16 protein-coding genes are annotated in these 22,342 nt (G+C 43.0%); 8 read left to right on the top strand and 8 right to left on the bottom strand.

What is annotated here, in order from left to right:
* The first annotated feature begins 72 nt into the window (after nt 1-72).
* The 4 genes from dapB (at nt 73) to ZX61_RS01015 (ending at nt 6,711) form a co-directional block, all read left to right on the top strand.
* Nucleotides 73-882 carry a 4-hydroxy-tetrahydrodipicolinate reductase gene (gene dapB / locus ZX61_RS01030; protein WP_049842874.1) on the top strand — a complete coding sequence of 270 codons (810 nt, stop codon included), beginning with the start codon at nt 73-75 and terminating at the stop codon, nt 880-882.
* Between the two features lie 482 nt (nt 883-1,364).
* A complete protein-coding gene (gene carA / locus ZX61_RS01025; RefSeq protein WP_049842873.1) occupies nt 1,365-2,504 on the top strand; it encodes a glutamine-hydrolyzing carbamoyl-phosphate synthase small subunit in 1,140 nt (379 codons plus the stop codon).
* 16 nt (nt 2,505-2,520) lie between these two features.
* The gene (gene carB, locus ZX61_RS01020) at nt 2,521-5,751 is read left to right on the top strand and encodes a carbamoyl-phosphate synthase large subunit (protein WP_049842872.1); all 3,231 of its coding nucleotides are present in this window, start codon (nt 2,521-2,523) and stop codon (nt 5,749-5,751) included.
* Between the two features lie 177 nt (nt 5,752-5,928).
* On the top strand, nt 5,929-6,711 hold the full coding sequence (locus ZX61_RS01015; RefSeq protein ID WP_049842871.1) for a TSUP family transporter: 783 nt from the start codon (nt 5,929-5,931) through the stop codon (nt 6,709-6,711).
* Nucleotides 6,712-6,719: 8 nt separating this feature from the next.
* On the opposite strand, the gene ZX61_RS01010 is transcribed toward ZX61_RS01015, so the two are convergent.
* The 5 genes from ZX61_RS01010 to ZX61_RS00990 all read right to left on the bottom strand — a co-directional run bounded on the left by ZX61_RS01010 (nt 6,720) and on the right by ZX61_RS00990 (nt 15,218).
* Nucleotides 6,720-7,586, bottom strand: coding sequence for a LysR family transcriptional regulator (locus tag ZX61_RS01010; protein ID WP_049842870.1), 867 nt, complete (start codon nt 7,584-7,586; stop codon nt 6,720-6,722).
* Between the two features lie 96 nt (nt 7,587-7,682).
* A complete protein-coding gene (car, locus tag ZX61_RS01005) occupies nt 7,683-11,081 on the bottom strand; it encodes a carboxylic acid reductase (protein ID WP_049842869.1) in 3,399 nt (1,132 codons plus the stop codon).
* Between the two features lie 78 nt (nt 11,082-11,159).
* Nucleotides 11,160-12,641, bottom strand: coding sequence for an MFS transporter (locus tag ZX61_RS01000; RefSeq protein ID WP_049842868.1), 1,482 nt, complete (start codon nt 12,639-12,641; stop codon nt 11,160-11,162).
* Nucleotides 12,642-12,669: 28 nt separating this feature from the next.
* Nucleotides 12,670-14,598: an anthranilate synthase family protein gene (locus ZX61_RS00995; RefSeq protein WP_049842867.1), complete on the bottom strand. Its 1,929-nt coding sequence runs from the start codon at nt 14,596-14,598 to the stop codon at nt 12,670-12,672.
* A complete protein-coding gene (locus tag ZX61_RS00990; protein WP_049842866.1) occupies nt 14,598-15,218 on the bottom strand; it encodes an isochorismatase family protein in 621 nt (206 codons plus the stop codon). The genes ZX61_RS00995 and ZX61_RS00990 overlap by 1 nt, the downstream gene beginning before the upstream one ends.
* Nucleotides 15,219-15,597: 379 nt before the next feature.
* On the opposite strand from ZX61_RS00990, the gene ZX61_RS00985 reads away from it, so the two are divergent.
* Nucleotides 15,598-16,665, top strand: coding sequence for a 3-deoxy-7-phosphoheptulonate synthase (locus tag ZX61_RS00985; protein WP_049842865.1), 1,068 nt, complete (start codon nt 15,598-15,600; stop codon nt 16,663-16,665).
* A 64-nt stretch (nt 16,666-16,729) separates the two neighbouring features.
* Here ZX61_RS00985 and ZX61_RS23505 read toward each other — a convergent pair whose 3' ends face one another.
* Entirely contained in the window at nt 16,730-17,731 is a 1,002-nt protein-coding gene (locus tag ZX61_RS23505) for a TetR family transcriptional regulator (protein ID WP_074181743.1), read from the bottom strand.
* 592 nt (nt 17,732-18,323) lie between these two features.
* On the bottom strand, nt 18,324-18,701 hold the full coding sequence (gene grcA / locus ZX61_RS00975; protein WP_049842864.1) for an autonomous glycyl radical cofactor GrcA: 378 nt from the start codon (nt 18,699-18,701) through the stop codon (nt 18,324-18,326).
* A 323-nt stretch (nt 18,702-19,024) separates the two neighbouring features.
* Between grcA and nfo the strand changes: the two genes are divergently transcribed.
* From nfo to ZX61_RS00960, 3 genes are all read left to right on the top strand, one after another.
* Nucleotides 19,025-19,918 carry a deoxyribonuclease IV gene (gene nfo, locus ZX61_RS00970; protein ID WP_200904203.1) on the top strand — a complete coding sequence of 298 codons (894 nt, stop codon included), beginning with the start codon at nt 19,025-19,027 and terminating at the stop codon, nt 19,916-19,918.
* Nucleotides 19,919-20,163: 245 nt separating this feature from the next.
* Entirely contained in the window at nt 20,164-20,850 is a 687-nt protein-coding gene (gene ung / locus ZX61_RS00965) for a uracil-DNA glycosylase (RefSeq protein ID WP_049842863.1), read from the top strand.
* 100 nt (nt 20,851-20,950) lie between these two features.
* Nucleotides 20,951-21,502 carry a hemerythrin domain-containing protein gene (locus ZX61_RS00960; protein ID WP_049842862.1) on the top strand — a complete coding sequence of 184 codons (552 nt, stop codon included), beginning with the start codon at nt 20,951-20,953 and terminating at the stop codon, nt 21,500-21,502.
* Nucleotides 21,503-21,545: 43 nt separating this feature from the next.
* Here ZX61_RS00960 and ZX61_RS00955 read toward each other — a convergent pair whose 3' ends face one another.
* Nucleotides 21,546-21,728 (bottom strand): DUF3545 family protein, encoded by a 183-nt coding sequence (locus ZX61_RS00955; protein ID WP_049842861.1) that lies wholly within the window; start codon nt 21,726-21,728, stop codon nt 21,546-21,548.
* Nucleotides 21,729-22,342: the final 614 nt, after the last annotated feature.

Genomic DNA, 22,342 nt, shown 5'->3' with positions numbered 1-22,342 from the left:
GCCAGAGGTGGTGAATACTGTTAGTTTTAGTGGATTGGCTATAAAAACGATTACTCGAAACGGAGAAGTGCAATGGTACGTATTGCAATTGCAGGAGCAGCAGGCCGAATGGGCCGTAACCTAGTTAAAGCAACTTACTTAAATCAACAAGCGCAAGTAGGTGCGGGTTCAGAGCGACCTGAGTCTTCACTAGTCGGTGTTGATGTTGGTGAACTTTGTGGTGAAGGTAAGTTTGATGTTGTTCTGACTGACGACCTAGCAAAAGAGATTGAAAGCTTTGACGTCATTATCGACTTCACGGCACCAGCAAGCACGCTTGTAAATTTGGAGCTGTGTCGTCAACACGGTAAGAGCATCGTTATTGGTACGACGGGGTTTACTGAGCAAGAGCGAGAGCTCATAGATACGATTGCCAAAGAAGTGCCTGTAGTGATGGCACCGAACTACTCGGTTGGCGTTAACTTGGTCTTTAAGCTACTTGAGAAAGCGGCCAAGGTGATGGGAGATTATTGCGATATTGAAATTGTCGAAGCACACCACCGTCATAAAGTAGATGCGCCTTCTGGTACGGCTATTGGCATGGGTGAAGCGATTGCCGATGCGATGGGTAACAAGCTCAATGATGTCGCTGTCTATGCTCGTGAAGGTATTACCGGTGAGCGTACTAAAGATGAGATAGGTTTTGCTACGATTCGAGCGGGCGACATTATTGGTGAGCACACGGCAATGTTTGCTGATATCGGTGAGCGAGTTGAGGTGACCCATAAAGCGACAGACCGAATGACTTTTGCTAACGGCGCTGTTAAAGCCGCCGTGTGGCTAAATGAGAAGCCAGCGGGCTTTTATACCATGACCGATGTGTTAGGACTCAATGAGCTTTAAATCAATAATTATGCGCTGGGCTTGCCCGGCGCTTTTTATATCTAGCTAATAATGTCTCTTTAATAAACATGGTAAAGTGCACTAGTTGTATTGGTTTTTAGTGCTGATTTTGATTGTTTGAATGTGTTTTTTACCACAATTGCTTAAAAGTATAAGTGAAGTTTGTTTGTTCAACGTTTGCGCAAAAGCCATAAACAAAACTGTGATCTGTGATGAGTAAAAAATGACACATTTCATAAAGTTTTCATATCATCGCCCCAATCTCCTGACTAAACTTTGTTTTTTAGCCATCTAAAACCCTTTTTTGATTTAACTGCTCTAAATGTCCAACTTATTTTAACGACTCTGTTGACACAAATCACAACCATCATTAGAATACCGCCAATTTGTCTAATTTCCATAAACACGCACTTTTGAGTGTTGCGGGAAGGTAGATTTGCAAATTAAATCAATTTTAATGCATCTTTATTCCGGAGGTTGTCTTGAGTAAGTCAGCACTGCTAGTCCTAGAAGATGGGACAGTATTCCACGGTGAATCCATTGGCGCAGATGGTTCTGCTGTCGGTGAAGTCGTTTTTAACACCTCGATGACGGGGTACCAAGAAATCCTCACTGATCCTTCCTATTCTCAACAAATTGTTACTCTTACTTACCCTCACATTGGCAATACCGGAACCAATTCCGAAGATGAAGAATCCTCTTCAATCCACGCACAAGGCCTTGTGATTCGCGACCTTCCTCTTATCGCTTCCAACTTCCGTAACGAACAATCCCTTTCTGATTACCTTAAATCGCAAAATATCGTCGGCATTGCTGATATCGATACGCGTAAGCTTACTCGTATTCTGCGTGAGAAAGGCGCACAGAACGGTTGTATCGTTGCGGGTAACAACCTAGACGAGGCTCTAGCGCTAGCTAAAGCGAAAGAATTCCCTGGCCTAAAAGGTATGGACCTTGCGAAAGAAGTTACAACAAAAGAAGCGTATCAATGGAAACAAGGTTCGTGGACGCTTGAGAGTGGACTTCCTGAAGCGAAAGACGACAGCGAGTTGCCATATCACGTTGTTGCCTACGACTTCGGTGCAAAACGCAACATCCTGCGCATGCTTGTTGACCGCGGCTGCCGCTTAACGGTTGTTCCTGCTGAAACATCAGCAGAAGAAGTATTGGCTCTTAATCCAGACGGTGTGTTCTTATCAAACGGCCCGGGTGACCCAGAACCATGTACTTACGCGATTGAAGCGACAAAAGTATTCCTAGAAAAAGGCCTGCCAATCTTTGGTATCTGCCTAGGTCACCAAATCCTAGCGCTAGCGTCTGGTGCACAGACTGTGAAGATGAAGTTTGGTCACCACGGTGCTAACCACCCAGTTAAAGATTTAGATCGTAACGTTGTAATGATCACTTCTCAGAACCACGGTTTTGCTGCGGATGAAGCAACACTACCTGAGAATCTACGTGCAACTCACGTATCGCTATTTGATGGTTCACTGCAAGGTATTCACCGTACAGACAAGCCAGCGTTTAGCTTCCAAGGTCACCCAGAGGCGAGCCCAGGTCCAGAAGATGCGGCACCGTTATTTGACCACTTTATCGAACTCATTAAACAACACAGCGCTTAATTCGGAGTAGTAGAGAATGCCAAAACGTACTGACTTAAAAAGTATTCTAATTCTAGGTGCCGGCCCGATTGTTATCGGTCAGGCATGTGAGTTTGACTACTCTGGTGCTCAAGCATGTAAAGCACTGCGTGAAGAGGGTTACCGAGTTATCCTTGTGAACTCTAACCCTGCAACTATCATGACTGACCCAGACATGGCGGATGCAACTTACATTGAACCGATCCAATGGGAAGTAGTTCGTAAGATCATTGAGAAAGAGCGTCCAGATGCCGTACTACCAACAATGGGTGGTCAGACTGCGCTTAACTGTGCTCTAGATCTAGAAAAACACGGCGTACTTGAAGAGTTTGGCGTGCAAATGATTGGTGCAACTGCTGACGCTATCGATAAAGCAGAAGACCGTTCTCGCTTCGATAAAGCGATGAAGTCTATTGGCCTTGAGTGTCCGCGTGCAGATACAGCGAAAACCATGGAAGAAGCTTACGGCGTTCTCGATATGGTTGGCTTCCCATGTATCATCCGTCCATCATTCACTATGGGTGGTACCGGTGGTGGTATCGCTTATAACAAAGAAGAGTTCGAAGAGATTTGTCGCCGTGGTTTAGACCTTTCTCCAACTAACGAGCTTCTAATCGATGAATCACTAATCGGCTGGAAAGAGTACGAGATGGAGGTGGTTCGCGACAAAGCGGATAACTGTATCATCGTATGTGCGATTGAAAACTTTGACCCAATGGGTATCCACACCGGTGACTCAATCACAGTTGCTCCAGCTCAGACACTAACAGACAAAGAATACCAACTGATGCGTAACGCATCTCTAGCGGTACTGCGTGAAATCGGTGTTGAAACGGGTGGTTCAAACGTACAGTTTGGTATTAACCCGAAAGATGGCCGTATGGTTATCATCGAGATGAACCCACGTGTATCTCGCTCTTCTGCTCTAGCATCGAAAGCAACGGGTTTCCCAATCGCGAAGATTGCAGCAAAACTGGCGGTTGGCTTCACTCTTGATGAGCTACAGAACGATATCACTGGTGGTGCAACTCCTGCATCATTTGAACCAACAATCGACTACGTCGTGACTAAGATTCCTCGTTTTAACTTCGAGAAGTTTGCTGGCGCGAACGACCGTCTAACGACGCAAATGAAGTCAGTTGGTGAAGTTATGGCTATCGGCCGTAACCAACAGGAATCGCTACAAAAAGCACTTCGTGGTCTAGAAGTAGGTGCAACTGGCTTTGATGAAATGGTCGACCTAGATGCTCCTGATGCTCTGACAACAATTCGTCATGAGCTTAAAGAAGCGGGTGCAGAGCGTATTTGGTACATCGCGGATGCATTCCGTGCTGGTATGTCAGTAGATGGCGTATTCAACCTAACGCAAATCGACCGCTGGTTCCTAGTTCAAATCGAAGACATCGTGAAGCTTGAGCAAGAGCTTAAAGTGAAAGGTTTCGCAGGCTTGAACAAAGAAGAACTGAAAAAGCTGAAGCGTAAAGGTTTCGCAGATGCTCGCCTATCTAAGATTTTAGGTGTGTCTGAAAGTGAAATCCGTCGCCTACGTGACCAGTACGATATCCACCCAGTTTACAAGCGCGTAGATACCTGTGCGGCTGAGTTCTCTTCTGATACCGCTTACATGTACTCATCTTACGATGACGAGTGTGAAGCGAACCCAACTGATAAAGACAAGATCATGATTCTTGGCGGTGGTCCTAACCGTATCGGTCAAGGTATTGAATTCGACTACTGTTGTGTACACGCATCACTAGCACTACGTGAAGATGGCTATGAGACTATCATGGTTAACTGTAACCCTGAGACAGTTTCAACAGACTACGATACTTCTGACCGCCTGTACTTCGAACCAGTAACACTGGAAGACGTACTAGCAATTGCTCGCGTTGAGAAGCCAAGAGGCGTTATCGTTCAGTACGGTGGTCAAACGCCACTGAAACTAGCACGCGCACTTGAAGCCGCAGGCGTGCCAATCATCGGTACTAGCCCAGATGCTATCGACCGTGCAGAAGACCGTGAGCGCTTCCAAGTTGCTGTCGACCGTCTAGGTCTTCTACAGCCAGAGAACGCGACTGTAACGACAATGGAACAAGCGGTAGAAAAAGCGCGTGAAATTGGTTACCCACTAGTTGTACGCCCTTCATACGTACTGGGTGGTCGTGCGATGGAAATCGTATACGACGAGCAAGATTTACGTCGCTACTTCAACGAAGCAGTTAGCGTATCGAACGAATCTCCAGTTCTTCTTGATAGCTTCCTAGACGACGCTGTTGAAGTAGACATCGACGCAATCTGCGACGGTGAGCGCGTAGTTATCGGCGGTATCATGGAGCACATCGAGCAAGCGGGTGTTCACTCAGGTGACTCAGCATGTTCTCTTCCTGCATACACGCTAAGCCAAGAAATCCAAGACGTAATGCGTGAGCAAGTTGAAAAGCTAGCGTTCGAGTTGGGTGTTCGTGGTCTGATGAACACGCAGTTTGCCGTTAAGAACAACAAAGTATACCTAATCGAGGTGAACCCTCGTGCAGCACGTACTGTACCGTTCGTATCGAAAGCAACAGGCGCACCAATCGCTAAGATTGCGGCACGTGTTATGGCGGGTCAATCCCTAGAAGCTCAGGGCTTCACTAAAGAAATCATCCCACCATACTACTCTGTAAAAGAAGTGGTACTACCGTTCAACAAGTTCCCAGGTGTTGACCCACTGTTAGGCCCAGAAATGCGCTCAACAGGAGAGGTAATGGGTGTAGGTGCAACATTCGCAGAAGCGTACTCTAAAGCTGAACTAGGCTGTGGAGCGGTTTACCCTGAAGGTGGTCGTGCACTGCTATCTGTACGTGAAGGTGATAAGCAGCGTGTTGTTGACCTAGCGTCTAAGCTGACTAAGCTTGGCTACCAGCTAGATGCCACTCACGGTACAGCAGTTATCTTAGGTGAAGCGGGTATCAACCCACGTCTAGTTAACAAGGTACACGAAGGTCGTCCGCACATTCTTGACCGCATCAAGAACAATGAGTACACCTACATCGTGAACACGGCTGCTGGCCGTCAAGCGATTGAAGACTCTAAAGTACTTCGTCGTGGCGCATTGGCTGAGAAGGTGAACTATACAACGACGTTGAACGCTGCATTTGCAGTATGTATGGCACATACGGCTGACGCGAAAACGTCGGTAACTTCAGTTCAAGAGCTACACGCAAAGGTGAAAGCGAACGAAGCGTAATAAAAATCAGTAAGCTCAACTTAGAGCTTATATGACAACATCATTGCCCACTCATTTGAGTGGGCTTTTGTTTTATTGATGAATAGTTGGAATGAATTAAAGTCTAATCTTTCTCTAAGGGAATTGTTAACTTAGTGGTATTTTGACAGACATAAGTAGATAACCGATTGATTGAGAATGGAACTGACACTCGAAATACTGACGATACTTTTCTTCGTGGCGACCGCAGCGGGTTTCATTGATGCCATGGCTGGGGGAGGGGGGCTACTTACTCTGCCCGCTCTACTCGCGGCTGGTGTCCCTCCGACTCAGGCGCTCGCTACAAACAAGCTTCAGAGTTCATTTGGCAGCTTTTCTGCCAGTTGGTATTTCGTGCGCAATGGTATTGTCAGCATTAAAGAGATGCGCCTTGCGATCGTTTGTACTTTTATTGGCTCGGCGGTGGGTGCAGAAGCCGTCCAGTACATAGATGCCGGGGTACTTACGAGCCTAATTCCGATTTGTTTGGTTGCGATCTCGCTCTATTTCCTAATGATGCCTAAAGCGAAACAGCATAAAGGTGAGGCAAAGCTATCTGAAGCCATGTTTGCTTTCTCAGTTGGTGGAGGTGTCGGCTTTTATGATGGCTTCTTTGGCCCGGGCACAGGATCGATATTCACAGTTTGCTTTGTTGCATTAGGTCACTTCTCGCTGGTGGATGCGACAGCGCGTACTAAGGTGCTTAACTTCACCTCCAATATTGCAGCGCTGCTGTTCTTTATTTTTGCCGGATTGCCGATCTGGGAGTTAGGGCTTGTGATGGCCGTCGGAGGATTTATTGGGGCACGGCTCGGCGCTAAAGTGGTGGTGAGCAAAGGACAACAGTGGATTCGCCCATTGGTGATTACGATGTCGATACTGATGGCAGCAAAGTTATTGTGGCAAGAGCATTCACAATGGTTACTCTCTTTTATTGCCTAGCGTTTTAGTTAGTGAGTATTAAGTGATGTATTTGCTGACTTAGCTACCGAAGCAACCACTTTATCAACTAGGGCTTTGATTCGTTGATTCTTATACGAAGAAGCGCGCAGGCACACATGCAGTGGGCGATAGAGTGGCTGTAACTGCTCAAAGTGATGGCAATGCTGTTGCTCGATCTTTAGCGTTTGGATGACTGATAAGGGCACCAAAGCAGGAGCAATCCCAGAAAGGGCAAGCTGGGCTGCCGCGGCATAAGAGTCCATCTCCATAACCGGTGTCATAGCAAGATTTTTGAGGATCTTTAGCTGGTACGTATTGGCAGTGTTGGCAAGATCATTGGTAATGATCGTCGTTGGCAGTTGCTTAAGAGGGCGATCGGCGACAATAAAAAACGGCTCGTCGATTAGATGAAATGTTTTTAGCCCATGCTGCGGGGGAAGTAAACCCGCGCAAATACCTAGATGCGCTTTGCCAGACTGAACATGCTCAACGATTCGTGGTGTATGATTAGTGGTGATGCGAATGTAAGGATCTGATCTAAAGTGCTGACCAAGGATATCTGCAAGGTAACTCGCCACTAAAGTTTCAGAGCAGTCAAGGGTTATTGTGCTCTGCTCCTCCATCGATTGTTGCTCATAGATACGGCCTCTTAGCTCATTAAAGGTGGGGCCAATACTCTCGATAAGATTGAGCGCATCTTGTGTGAGCTGAACATTCCTTCCATCTGGAACAATCAGCTTTTTACCCAGTTTCTTCTCAAGGTTGGCAATGCGTTTGCTGACCGCTGATTGGCTGATATAGAGTTGGCTACCAGTACGGCTCATGGTTTTGGCCTTACTGAGCGCTAACAGTGTTTCTATACCTTCTAACAGCATGTCAACGTATCCCTAAGAGTCGAACAGGTGTGATACTGTACCCAATAAAAAAGCGGCGCTCAATGAGCGCCGACTGAAGCTAAATACTACTTGTGATTAGATACTTACTTTTTTCAATCTAGTGAGATCATTAAAGTACTTATTAATCAAATTTTTATCTATTCTTGGAATACCATTTCCAAAATCAGCAATTTTGGTTTTAGCTACCTTTGATTCAAAGTGTTTTGAAGGAATAGGCGAGCCAGAAACGGCAGCTAACGGTGAGTGGTAGCTATGAATAAGTGGCCACAAAGATTCAGCCTTACGCTCTTCTCCTAGTTGTTGGTGAGCCTCTTTAAACAATTGATACCAAGCGGAATATTGCTCAATTCTGTGGAATCTTACTCCTATCTCTTCTAGCCAATCGACAAATGTATCTAACGAGATACCATCATGGTGAGGGTTGACTAGATTGTAGGTGTGGAATTCAGACTCGTTTTCTGAGCCCAGTCTAATGATCGCACTAGCAGTAAAGTCGACTGGTAAGCCATCATAGTGAGGAAGTACTCCTTGATTGGCATAGAAGCTCTTAGGTGCTATCCCAGTTTCAATTAAACTAATTAGCAGTCGGGTAAACATGTCCGGTAAGTTTAGTTGATTGTCGTATTTGCTGTGAGCGAGAATCATGCTAGAGCGAAATATTGTCACTGGTAAACCGTAATGCTGGTGTGCTTCACGCAGTAACACCTCGCATGCCCACTTACTCGTTGCGTAACCACTCGCATAGCTATCACTTATGACTCGTACTGGTTCGATGATTCGAATGTCTTGATACTCATCAATTGGTTCTCGCTCCCCTCGATCTGCGACAGCAATACTGGATAGAAAAGAGAAGTGTTTGATCTTATTTTCAAGAGCTAGAGCTATTAGTTGAGCGGTTCCAACTACATTCGCGTCAAAGCAATCTCGGTATGGCAGTACGTGATTTACCAAGGCACCAGCATGGATAATGGTATCCACTTCAGTAGTAAGGTAGTGCCATTGCGTGGATTCTAAACCAAATTTGGGTTGTGATAAGTCTCCATTAATAACCTCAAGTCGCTGTGAAATGAGTTTATCTAGTCTTATGCTTATTTTTTCGTCGAGGTAAGAAAAGGCATCACGAATACGGCTAATGGCTTGCTGTTTGTCTCGGGCTCGAACTAAGCATATGACTTTCCCATCAGATTGCTCAGCTTTCTCAAGCAAATCTAATAGTAGGAATCGCCCTAAATAACCGCTTGAACCAGTCAATAGAACCACTTGTGGTTTTTCTGAACTAGGTAGGTTGTGGGCTTTTTTTAGGATACTTTCATCAATAAACTTATCTATTTTTAATTGTTCGGCATAGACATCAGTTGCTCCTATTTCGTGAATATCTTCAAAGCTGGGTGCGTTGCCGTTTTGATTGTTGTCGGCGATAAATTCAATTATGTATTTCAGGTCATAGGCTGGACTTATAACAATATCGACAGGTACGCGAACTTGGAACAGCTCCTCTAGCATGGTCGCAAATGAAACTGCAGATAAGGAGTCGCCACCGAGGTCACGAAAATTATCACTTGTCAGAACCTCATGGCTATCGTTACCGATGAGGCTGGTGGCTGCTCTTAAGACGATTTCTTCTACCGTCAAATGTGCACTGTTTTGATGTAACTCACTAACTAGGCTGGATTCTTGCTGCTCCAAGCTTTCGTATAGTTTTTCTAGCTTATCTTCATATTTTAATCTGAGTTTAGGGAACAGTGCTTTGCCGTGATCTGAAAGTAGTCCATTACCATGCGTAAAGGCTTGAGGTTCAATGATGAAGTCCCTAGGAATCTCATAACCATTCAGTGTATAAGCTTTGGCCAGAGAGCGGAAAGACTCTGAAATAAGTCGCTTTAGCGTATTTAGTTCGTTTTCGTATTTGTTAAGCAGCTCTTCTTTAGGCACAACCACTGCGAGCAAGCTGGATCTCTGGCTATTACCATAAACAAAAATTTGGCGTACTAGTGGGCTTGAAGTGTAGATAGCTTCTAGGCTTGCAGTTGTGACAAACTCACCTTGTGATAATTTTATAACGTTACTGCGGCGATCAATATAACGTATTTTTCCGTTCTGATGATCCGCAAATATATCACCAGTTTTATAGTATCCATCAAGTGTAAACAGCTCTTTATCGAGCTCTGGATGATTAAAATATCCAGGTATGATCGACTGAGTTTTAATTAATAGCTCACCTCTGGGATAGGGAGAATCTTGCGTTGAGTACCCCAATTCCGGTACATCGACTAACTTATAGTTTTCTACCGGAGGAGACAATAATTGACCAGAGACTGCAATAGCTCCAGCTTCCGTAGAGCCGTATATTATGTTGAGCTCCAGATCAAACAGTGATTCCATAAAAGATTTCATTTGCTCTGACAATGGAGCCGAACCACAACTGATCCAGTTTACCTGCCCGCCAAAAACTTCTGTCCGAAATTCGTGTTTGAGTGCTTGTTCTATTTCTTTCGATACTAGGCTTTCAGTTTGGCGTCGTCTGTTCAGCTCTGAAACGAACTTTTGGTAGATCATTTCGCAAACACGTGGCACTAGTGACAGCTCAGTTGGTCGTGCAAGTACTATGTCTTCGAAGAAACTTGATAAATTACTTTCAGAGGCGAAGAAGCAGTTTCCGCCACGAACAAATGTGTTCTTTAAGGAAGAATGCCCGGCAACGTGGCTCATTGGCATATAGTGAAAAGTCGAAGTCGGTTGGTCGGAAAAAAGGCTTGCCCAAGTTCCTCCCCACATTCCTGCCGCCAGCTTCTTGGTGTACATTGCCCCTTTTGGAGTCCCTGTACTACCCGAAGTATAAATAAGCATAGATAGTTCATCATCTTGCTCTTCAAAATCCGGTATTGATTCTCTGAGGGAGTGACCGTCGTCAATTAACAGTTCTAAGCTTGTTAATTCGATATCTGTTTGTTGTTTTGACAGAGTTTTAAGTGCATCTTGGTAGCTATTCTGGTGTGTTTTGTCTTTGTGGTCATGATCAAGAATAACGACTCTTTTTATGCACGAACAGTGTGCTAGAAGGCTGAGAGCAGTGCTAAGGTAGTTGTGGCTAACAGCTAGAGTATTGGAGTGCGTCTCTTTAATGATATGAGATAACTGCTCTTCGTTGGAGCTAGTTTGTAAGTGAACTGAAACCGCACCTAAACGAATACATGCTAAGTCAAAGACCGCATACTGGCCGCTTGTAAAGGATAAAAATGCCACTTTAGTTTGATTAAAAACTGGAGCTTTAGAGCAAAAGAAAAGTGCTTTGGCCGTGTTTTCAGCATTTTGCCATACTTGCTGATAACTCATATGAGAGTACTCGTTATCTAGCGATGGTTGAGGAGCTGTTTGGTTTGAGCTTGGTAGAGGCTTGCGTCTTCTACGTTCTGAAATAGCTGGACGGTGAGCATATTTTTCCATTACAGAGCGTACAATTTGGAGCAATTGCATCGTGGTGTTTCTCCGAATAGTGTATAGAGCCTGAACGAAGATAAGTTCGTTCAGGCATAGAGGTAGATGTTGAAAAGGTTATTCTGGGAGTGTTCTAGGAACCCAAATAATGGCAAGAATACCCACGATAAGCGTCATGATCCCGGCAGCACCTAGTGCTAGATGCATCCCTTCCATATAGGCATTTTGAGCATGTGCAATGGTGTCAATTGAGATCCCTTCCACATCTAAAGTTTCGTTTAAAGTCCCTGCTTCACCCGGTCCTGAAATACGAAAGGTCAGTGCTGCCAATGAGCCCAACAATGTAATTCCAAGCGCATTTCCAATTTCATTACTTGTTTCTGCAATCGCTGCGGCTGCTCCCGCTCGCTCTGGTGGCGCGGCAGAAACTGCAATATCAGCAACCAAACTAAAAGATAAGCCATAGCCAACTCCAGCGATTATGGTTGAAGCGATAAACAGCAATACCCCATTATCGGTTGTTGTAAACAACAGAATAAATGAGCCGATACTTATCAAAAAGTGGGTGAGAACTAAGCCATATTTTCTTCCGGTTCGCTCAACAATTTTGTTGGTGATAACACATGTGACAGTTAAGACCACAGCCCCCGGAATGGTGACCAAAGCGGCAGTTAGAACAGGCAACCCTAGAACTGACTGAAGGTAAATTCCAGCAAGATAGCCCGTTGCTGACCAAACAACGAGCGAAAGTAGGCCTGTCAGGATCGCTACGGTGAAAACACGATCTTTGAATAGCGAAAGGTCAAGTAATGGGTCATCAAGTACTCGTTGACGGCGAATAAACCAAAGCATCGCGAACACGCCAATGGCACCTGTTAACATCTGCTCGGTTGAAAAACCTTCAGCCGCTGCGGTTTTAATTGAATAAGTAAATAACAGCATGCCGACAAAAGAGAGCACGAGGCTTAGTAGATCAATTTTACCAACACCTTCATCTCTAACTTCTTTTAGTAGAATTGGAGCAAAAATCAGAAACAGTACAACTATGGGTATATTGATAAGAAAAACCACTCCCCAAGCAAACTTACCAAGTAAAAGCCCTCCAATTAAAGGTCCAACTGCAAAACCGCCTGCAAATGTTGCTGCGAATATACCTATGGCTTGAGCTCTTTGTTTTGGGTTAGGAAAGAGTTCACTCACGATAGCTAAACCGGAAGGGAGTAAAGTCGCTCCACCAAGCCCCATTAACGCTCTAAATCCAATTAGCATTTCTGGTGAGGTAGAGTATGAAGCACCGACAGAACCTAAGCCGAAAATAAGTGCCCCAATCATCATCAGTTTTAAACGGCCAAAGCGGTCACCAATGTTACCGAATGCCACGAGTAAGGAACCAACTATGAATCCGTAAATATCGAGTATCCAAAGGGCTTGGTCTGCTGTCGGCATCAGTGCCGTAGTAATCTTGGGCATGGCCAAATAAAGGACTGAGCCGTCCATGGCGACGAGACCGACAGGGCCTAAAACCATAAGCAAGCCTAACCAAGCTTTTTGGGTTGCACTATCGGAAGCACTTGAGTGCTTTACTGCTATATCATCCATTTGATATTAATCTCCGGTTTTAATTAAACTAAGCTACTGCGTTGTGAGTGATTATTGTGTTGTTATCGCCTAAAAGACGTTTTAGGCTACCTTGCCAAATCTCCATACCTCGTTGAGTCAGAAGAGATTCAGGGTGGAATTGAAATGATGCGAAGTGTTCGCCACGAAGCGCATGAACCTCTAGGGAGTCAAAGTCGTAGCTAAAGCGAATGCCTTTGCAAAAATATCTATTGCTGTGATCTTCTGGCACGTAGGCAGAAAAAGAGTTGTAGAAACCGACGTTTTCAGCAGAGCCAAATAGGTCAATCTGTTTCTGGACGCCCTGATTCGGCTGCTCTTTTCTTTTAACTTGAAAGCCCAAATTCATCGATAAGATTTGATGACTTAGGCATACGGCAATGAAAGGCTTTTGATGCTCAAGGAGATGGTTTAATGTTCTATTGAGCGCGGTGACTCTCAAGTCGGTAAAATCCGCGGGATTTCCTGGGCCGGGACCGAGAACAGTCAAATCATAATCATCAGTATCGTATTTATCTTCACAACTCTTGACGGTAACTTGGCAGTTCAATGCGCGAAACTGATGAGCGATCATATCAGTAAATGTGTCTTCAGCATCTAAGATAAGCACTCGGTACTGGGACGTGTTTGGATGTGAACTCTGTCTTCTCTCGGCATGAGTGAGCCAAAATGGTGAAATTAGAGTATTTCTAGCCGTTAACTTCTCTTGAAGTGTGGTGTGTTCAAAAAAGGAGTGAAAGTCCTCTGTATGTCTACCTTTGGTTTGCTTCTTAATTGCAGAGAGGAAACCTTGAGCTTTAGCTCGACTTTCTTCTGACTCTTCTTTGGGGTTAGAGTGGCGAACCAGTGTACTACCAACAGCAATTTTTAACTCGCCTTGAAGGCTAATGTCTGCACTGCGAATAAGGATGGCAGAGTCCATGGTCGCAAGGCCGGATGCGTCGTTTCCTACCAATGCAATGATGCCGCTATAGTATCCGCGCCCTTCCGGCTCATATTTGCGAATCACTCTACACGCGTTTTCTAATGGACTTCCTGTGATTGTGGGGGCAAATAAGGTTTGTTTGAGAACCTCTGATGGTGAGAGATGGCATTGCCCATGTATTAAATATTCTGTATGGGCGACCTTAGACATTGACTTTATTAAGGGCCCAAGAACAGTGCCTCCGTGTTCACAGATACTAGACATCATTTTCAGTTCTTCATCGACAACCATGAAGAGTTCGTCTTTCTCTTTGCCGTTATCTAAGAACTGCTCAAAGCTATGCCTATCAGGGCCCAAACTCGGGTAGCGATAGGTTCCGCTAATCGGATTCATTGCAGCAGATTGGTTGTTCAAAGTGACGTGTCTTTCTGGCGTTGCCCCAATAAGGTAGCGCTCACCAGTAAAAACAATATATGTCCAGTAAGACCCAGATTCATTTTCGATGAGCTTACGGTACAAAGACAGTGCCAAGTTCCGGTCGAAGTTGTTAATTTGACACTGGAAATGCCTCTTCAACACAAAGTTTGCACCTGCGCCCATGCCAATTTCGTCTTCAATGATCCGAGTGACGATGTTTTGATATTCATGATCTTCTATATCGAAATGCTCATTTACCAGAGCAATGTCGAGATCCGGTGCCAATGACAAAAAAGTGCTAGACGTCATCGTATGATGATTTTGAATAGAAAGAGAGAGTAACGGCGTCTTATCATCAACATACTCAAACCCTTTTTCTCTTATTTGACGATAAGGAACGAGCACCAGCTGGGAATAAAGAACAGAGCTGTTAATGGTTTGATCGATATCGGAAAGAACCTCAAGTTCTGATATTTTTCCGGTTATGATGTCAATATGACCATCTTTACTATTTTCAGACCGTTGTATGATTGCAAATGGTTGAGAGCTTTCCTTTAATATTCGATTAAAAGCATGAGTTGAAGCGCATACTTCCATTACACAAACTCCTCTGTTGTTGTGAGCACTGCACAATTGCGTGCCGCGTAGTCGAGAGCGAGCAGGTGATTTTCACGGGAAAAATCAGCAATAGCGTCTGCGACGACAAAGGTCTCAAAATCATTGGAAAATGAATCAACAGCGGTCATTAACACACCAACATGAGCGTAAACGCCACAAATAACTAGCTGGTCACGCCCGGCTTCTTGCATCATGTGGGAGAGGTTCGTTTTTTGAAATGCACTGTATCTCCATTTCACAACTTGCCAATCATGCTCGCGAATAGAAAGCGGTTCGACGATCGATGTATGAGAGGCGTCACGAGACATTCCTTCTCCCCAGTAATCCTTAAGTAATCCTCTTTGTTTACTAGTCATCGAGCCTGGTTGTGCGGAATAACACACAGGAACTGATTGGTCATGACAGTAGCTCACGAGTTTATAGACTCTATCTATCAACAGAGATTGAATTTCTTCAGAAAACGGTTCAACAAAGTATTTCTGCATGTCGTGGACCAATAGCACAGCGCGCTCTGGATCAAACTGCCAATCTACTTGATTGCTTGGAAGTTCATTTTTATTGGGTATTGAATACGGTGAAATTTTTGGAATACCAGTCATTACTTTCCCTTATAAATACTAAAAACCCACAAAGTGTCAGTCCATGACACTTTTCTTTGGATGCCATACTTATGTTAGTGACACTTTTTTTCAAGAAGTATTTACCTAGCTTATTGCTGATGTGTGAAACTTGTCACATATCAATAACTTTAACTTTATACATATTTATTAGTACCTTGGAGATAAAAAACACACTAAACCCACTAAATACATGTCTCCCATCTCTTATTAATACTTTTGATGAAATAGTAAATGTATAGGACTATGCGACACTTCACTATTGACAGGAAAAAAAACAGCAATCATTATTTGGCCTCTCATATTCCAGGGAACTGATTTGTGAAATTAATTATTTCTAAAATAAAGGAGGAGTTATTTAATGCGTGGTTTGGCTGAACGGATTAACTATGAAAACTATCAAAATTTACCTATTTTGGAAGAGATGATAGATGAACTACCTATCTCAGAAAAAATACAGGAATTTATTTCAAAAAAGAGACAGGAAATAGAAAGTATAATATCCGGTGAAGATGAAAGGTTATTAGTTATTGTAGGCCCTTGTTCTATTCATAATACATCTGATGCCTTCGAGTATGCAAAGAAACTGGCGTCAATATCAGATAAGTATAGTGAAGACTTGCTAATAGTAATGCGGACATATTTTGAGAAGCCCAGAACCAGAGTTGGTTGGAAAGGGTTGCTTATTGAGCCTGATTTAACCGATGGGATTAATGTCCGCAAGGGTATATATGAAGCGAGAAGTTTCTTAGAGAAAGTCCTAAATCTTGGGCTTCCGACCGCCACGGAATTTCTTGATAGTGGCTTATTTCCGTATATTTCTGATTTGATTTGTTGGGGTGCAATTGGCGCTAGAACTACAGAATCACAACCTCACAGGCAGATGGCCTCTGGGCTTCCTTGTCCAATAGGATTTAAAAATGGTACCGATGGAAATATTGACATTGCAATAGATGCAATTGTTTCATCGTTAGAGCCTCACGTATTATATACCTCTTGTGGAAAGGGGAACCCCATTGCAATAACGACATCAGGAAACAAGTTTGGGCATATAATTCTTCGAGGTGGCAAAGAGCCAAACTATACAGAGAAGCACGTGAAAAATGCGACTAAAAAACTAAAGGATAACAACTTGAACTCTAGGGTTATTATTGATTGCAGTCATGGTAATAGTGGGAAAGTTGCAAAGAATCAAACTATAGTTGCCAATAATGTTGCTTGGCAAATTTCCAACGGAGAGGATAATGTTTCAGGTGTGATGATTGAGAGCTTTTTGGTTTCTGGTAAACAGTGTATAAATTCAAATGAGCTGATAAAAGGGCAATCAGTAACAGATGATTGTTTATGTTTGGATGATACGTTGCAGATAATCGACGTCTTAGCTAATGCGATAAAAAATAAACGCTACAATTTACTTTCAGTTGCTTAGTCATTAATTTAAATCGATTAAGGAGAGTTTATTTCTCCTTAATCAAAACTCAATGACTATGAATTCACAATTCGTTGTTTTCCAAAAATAGAAAAACATCATTGAGCACTTCGTAATAAGACATATTATTTTGACTCTCTGATTTCCATAGATCATAGGAAGTACTGTATGCAAACTCGATACTTGCAGCTAGAACTCTGGGTCTAATATCCTTGAGCATCGATACTTCCATTCTAGCGGCAATGAGATCGCTAAGAGCTTGGTTATAGCTTTCCGAACGGGAAAGTTTTCGAGCACATACCATAGGATGCTTACGTATCAAATTTCTTATCGTGGCGAATCGCTTTGGATCAATACCATAGCTACCCTCTTCACAACCTTTGGTTACTTCTACTGCAGCTTTGCGAATCGCTGTATAAATTGATTCACTCATAGGTCGAGAGGCCAAAGCAACTAAAATCTCTTTCTGTTCTACTTCGTAGTAGTCAAGTACAAGATCTTCCTTACAAGAGAAATACCTAAAAAAAGTTCGACTTGAAATATCTACAATGTCTGTAATGTCTTCTATTCGAGTTTCGTCAAAGCCTTTACTCACAAAAAGTTGGTAAGAAGCCTCTAAAAGAGCATTCCTCACCATTTGCTTTTTTCTTTCTCTGCGATTGACTTCTTTCGGAGCAATAGGAGGCTCTTTATCTGCGAGATGCATGCTATCTTGGAAGAACTGTCTCGTCATCGACTCATCAATACGATTTGTTATTAGAAAATCAATTAAAACACCATTTTTATCAATGGCTTCATAAAGAAATACTTTTTTTCCCTTAACCTTTATCTCTTTATGTTCCATTCGCCAAGGAGAAGTTTTAAGTGGGGAAGCATCAAAAAAACTACCTTCAAATTTAGGGCAGAATTCCGAAATCCAGCGTTGTACTGTGGCGTGATCTACATTGATACCGCGTCGATTTAGCAATTCTTCTATTTCTCGATAGCTCAATTCATTATACACGTGCCATCGAAGCGCCATGATAATGGTTGCAGGTGGAAATTGCTTATTTGCAAAAGAAATCATTCAATACCTCAATTAAAATTGTTTCTGCATCTCACGTCACAGCGCAAATGTTGTTACTCCGCTAAAAGTGCCAACTATCAGCCTCATTGAATACCGAAAAATTTCAACATGCATATTGCTTAGGCTTGCTTATGTGTATTGTGGGTGGAGTTTCTGTTAGTACAAATTTTCCGTTACCAAACTTTCATTTTTGATCGTTAACGTTGTCGGTTGCTCAGTTTTTTAGGCGAACAATTCGTGCTTCTAGCGGGCAATATTGTTTTTCGTAACAAGATTTTATCATAAGATTTCGGCTATCTGTATCAATCAGGCTAGCTTCAAATGAACCACTATACAGTCCTGAAGTCGATGAACACGCTCTGGCATACTCATGAGTGCGAAGTTATTGAGATCTCGAGTCAAGACATTACTCTCCCTAAACTGGATTCTTACTTAGGAGAAAACTGGGTGAGGCTCCCGTTTGAGTTTTAACTCTGTAGCGACTTTTATGAGTGGGGAGTTGAGAAAAACAAGTTCTGTAGGATTTCTTAGTTCAATAGATAGCAAAAAGGCGCTTGATGTACAGCGCCTTTATATTTAACTCTTGGATAGATTACAGGCTTTCGGTGAAAGTACGTGCGATTACGTCGCGTTGCTGCTCTTGAGTTAGAGAGTTGAAACGAACAGCGTAGCCAGAAACGCGGATAGTTAGTTGAGGGTACTTTTCTGGATTAGCGACTGCGTCTTCTAAAGTTTCACGCTTTAGAACGTTAACGTTTAGGTGCTGACCGCCTTCAATGCGTGGTGCTGTCTCGATAGCAACTTCACGGCTTTCGTATTCGCCTAATTCGTTGATTGCAACAACTTGATCTGCTTCGAAGCCAGAGTTCGCTGCTACACAACGCGCTTCGTTCTTCTCGCTGTCTAAAAGCCAGATTGAGTTCAGTAGATCGTCGTTAGCTGCTTTTGTAATTTGAATACCTTGGATCATCACTATCTCCTAGTCCACTTTAGTGGTTTATTGGTGTTAATTTTCGAATTTTATTGAGCTACGTATTATATAGCGAATATCCCTTATGATAATATTGATTTAAGTCAAAAAACAACCAAAAACATTTCTTTTATAAAGGTTATTTTGTTGTTCTAAATCAATAAAATCTTTGAAAACAATATGTTTACAATATATTTGATAATTTAAAAAATATTTAATAACCGATTTTGTTGTAAATTTACTACAAAATGGGTTTTGAAATTGAACTGGATCAACTAAGTGACTGTAAGTAGGTTCATAGTCTGAAAGTGTAAAGTGATTAAATGACAATGCGTAAAAATCAGTTTGGTAATAAGTATATTGGAGCCCATGTTTCTGCTGCTGGTGGTGTCGATCAAGCGCCGCTAAGAGCGAGAGAAATTGGCGCGAATGCGTTTGCGCTATTTACTAAGAATCAACGCCAATGGGTGGCAAAACCGATAGAAGAGAAAACCATCCGAGCGTTTCGGGCAAATTGCCAAATGTTAGGCTTCAGTAGTGAGCAGATACTTCCCCACGATTCCTATTTAATAAACCTTGGCGCTCCAGAAGAAGAGAAACTAGCTAAATCTCGCGCGGCTTTTATAGATGAAATGGAAAGGTGCAATCAGTTGGGGTTAACACTGCTCAATTTTCATCCTGGGAGTCATTTAAAGAAGATATCTGAGAAAGAGTGTTTAGCGCGAATAGCGGAGTCAATCAATCTTGCTCATCAAACAGTGCCCAATGTTATTGCGGTGATTGAGAACACGGCAGGGCAAGGAACAAATTTGGGTTGGCGATTTGAACATCTAGCGGAGATTATCGAGCAGGTAGAGGATAAGTCTCGCGTTGGTGTTTGTATTGATACTTGCCATACCTTTGCCGCAGGCTATGACTTGAGCAGTTTTGACGCCTGTCAGGCGACATTTGCTGAGTTCGATCGCGTTGTCGGTATGCTTTATTTAAGGGCAATGCACATTAACGATTCAAAGGTTGCCTTAGGTGCCAAGGTCGATAGGCACCAGGCACTAGGTAAAGGAGAGATTGGCTGGAGCTGTTTTGAGTACATCGCAAAAGATCCTCGTTTTGACTCTATCCCATTGATCTTAGAAACTATTGAGCCTGAAACTTGGCCCGATGAGATCAACCAGTTACGTAATTTTCATGCACAAGCTCTGGTTGAAATTGTTGGCTAGACAAAGGTGGCATTATTTTTTCATAGCAATAGATGAGTTTACTAATATGAGGGTGCTACTATGCCTTTTTCACGTTGCTATACCACTATCCGTCCTGCGCGCTTACCTGCTCCTAACCGTCATATTACAGGGCAGGGACACTATCGAACACCGCAGAAAAATAACGCCCATCATGACTAAATTCTTTGTTCCTTTTGCTATATTTGCGACAATTTGATTTTCCTATATAGAAGAAGGAACAGATTATGAGTCAGTCAATGACTTGGCATGATGTTATTGGTGCGGAAAAACGGCAGGAATACTTTCAGCAGACGTTGGCATTTGTTGAAGGGGAAAGAGCGTCTGGTAAAGTCGTGTTCCCGCCAGCAAAAGATGTCTTCAATGCGTTTCGAGTCACTGAGTTTGGTGATGTCAAAGTCGTGATAATTGGTCAGGATCCGTATCATGGCCCGAATCAGGCTCACGGACTGTGTTTTTCTGTTTTACCTGGAGTAAAGACGCCCCCTTCTTTGGTTAATATGTACAAGGAACTGGCTCAAGACATTGAAGGCTTTGAAATCCCTCAACATGGTTACCTGCAGAGTTGGGCAGAGCAAGGGGTCTTATTGTTGAACACGGTATTGACGGTTGAGCAAGGTAAGGCACACTCCCACTCAAAAACTGGCTGGGAGACTTTTACAGATAAAGTTATCGAGGCACTTAACCAACATCAGTCAGGTGTGGTCTTTTTACTTTGGGGGGCTCATGCACAGAAAAAAGGGCGCTTTATTGATCGCAGTAAACACTTTGTATTGGCTGGGCCTCACCCTTCACCGCTATCTGCTCATCGTGGTTTTTTCGGTTGTCGTCATTTCTCACAGACCAACGATATTTTACAGCAACAAGGAAAAGACAAGATAGAGTGGCGATTGCCTTTAGAGGTAGATGCATAGCTTTGTTTACAGAGCATTTGCCCAAATTTCGAACAATGTCAAAGCGTAATATGGTCTTCTCTTATACACTTAAAGAATGTAGGTGTTAAGGAGAAACGCTATGATGATTGAAAGGATCAGGCGCGAGCACGGTTATATGGTGCGCTTATTGGCGCTATTGAGACACAAGTTGGCCTTGCTCAAAAGTGAACGCCAGGTTAACTACGCTGTGTTGAGGGAACTGGTGGACTATCTCGCTAATCATTCAGAGAAAGTGCATCACCCTAAAGAGGATATTCTTTACCACTATTACCTTGAGCATTATGGCCACCATTACGAAATCGACAACCTTGAACTTGAACACCAAACTTTATCAGAAAAGACGCATGAATTCTTAAATGTGGTTGATATGGTGTTGCAAGATGCGGTGATTCCGCAAGATATGTTTATTGAGCAGTTAGAATCTTTCTTAGATGCTCAGAAGCGACATCTCGAGATCGAAGAGAAAAATGTATTTCCTTATCTAATTGAGAAATTTACTGTAAAGGATTGGCAAGCAGTCGAAGAGCAATGGAGCGTCTGTGAAGACGACCCAGTATTTGGTGAGACGATCGCAGAACAATATGCTCAGCTAGCAGAGCGAGTCCATCAAACTGAGCATGAATGTATCTAACGAAAACAAAAAAGAGGCGAACAATCGCCTCTTTTTCTAATTTTTAATATTCAAGTTTATCTAGATCATCAAAGCCGATATCCATATCCATCAACTCTTTTTGCAGACGCTGACGATCCTTTATCGCCTCAATTTCGCGCCATTTACGCTTCACGGGTTTTGAACGAGCCGCGCGCCCTTTGGGAAAATCCTGTTCCAATAGTTCTTCAAAGTTTAAGCCTTCCATAAGCTACCTCGTTATGATTTTTATCCCTCTAGATGGGGCAAGTTTTTAATACCATATTCAAAACGAAGGTAACTTTGATTCGTTTCTCATTTGTTACGTTTCAATGAAGTTTTTACGCATATTGTGCGTGTAAGTCACAAAAAAAATTGCCCTGTTGACGATTTTTTGCACGGTTGAGTTGGTGAGAACGATTAAATTGCATTGGTGAGAATGTTAATTGGCTGTGTAAATAATAGCCTTTCGTATAGATAGCTCACTATATGATTATTGATGACTATCTGTTGTGTTGATTATATGGGGTGTTGTTTTGTAACTGCTGTTTGATGCCTTATTTAGCAAGGAAAACTGCTTATCTGGAAGCTCTTATGAAATTATGTTTCTGAAAATGTCGCATGTTGCAAATTCTCGTATTGGTTGTTTGTTGTGTGTTGGTTATATGTTCTGGTTTGTGTTAATTGGTGGTGACCATATAGTGAAAAATAACAACAATATAAACTTGGTTTCATATTGATTTTTGTCACTCTTCGCTGCATTATCCGCCCGTCAAAAAATACGCTGACACGTAAAATGGAAGCACGAAGCGAGTTTTACAGGTCTAGACTGCATAAAACAAC

Source organism: Vibrio sp. VPAP30, from assembly GCF_001188205.1.
GTDB classification, from domain to species: Bacteria; Pseudomonadota; Gammaproteobacteria; order Enterobacterales; family Vibrionaceae; genus Vibrio; species Vibrio bivalvicida.
The sequence above is the reverse complement of the archived record's forward strand: the minus strand, read 5'-3'. Positions and strand labels throughout refer to the sequence as shown.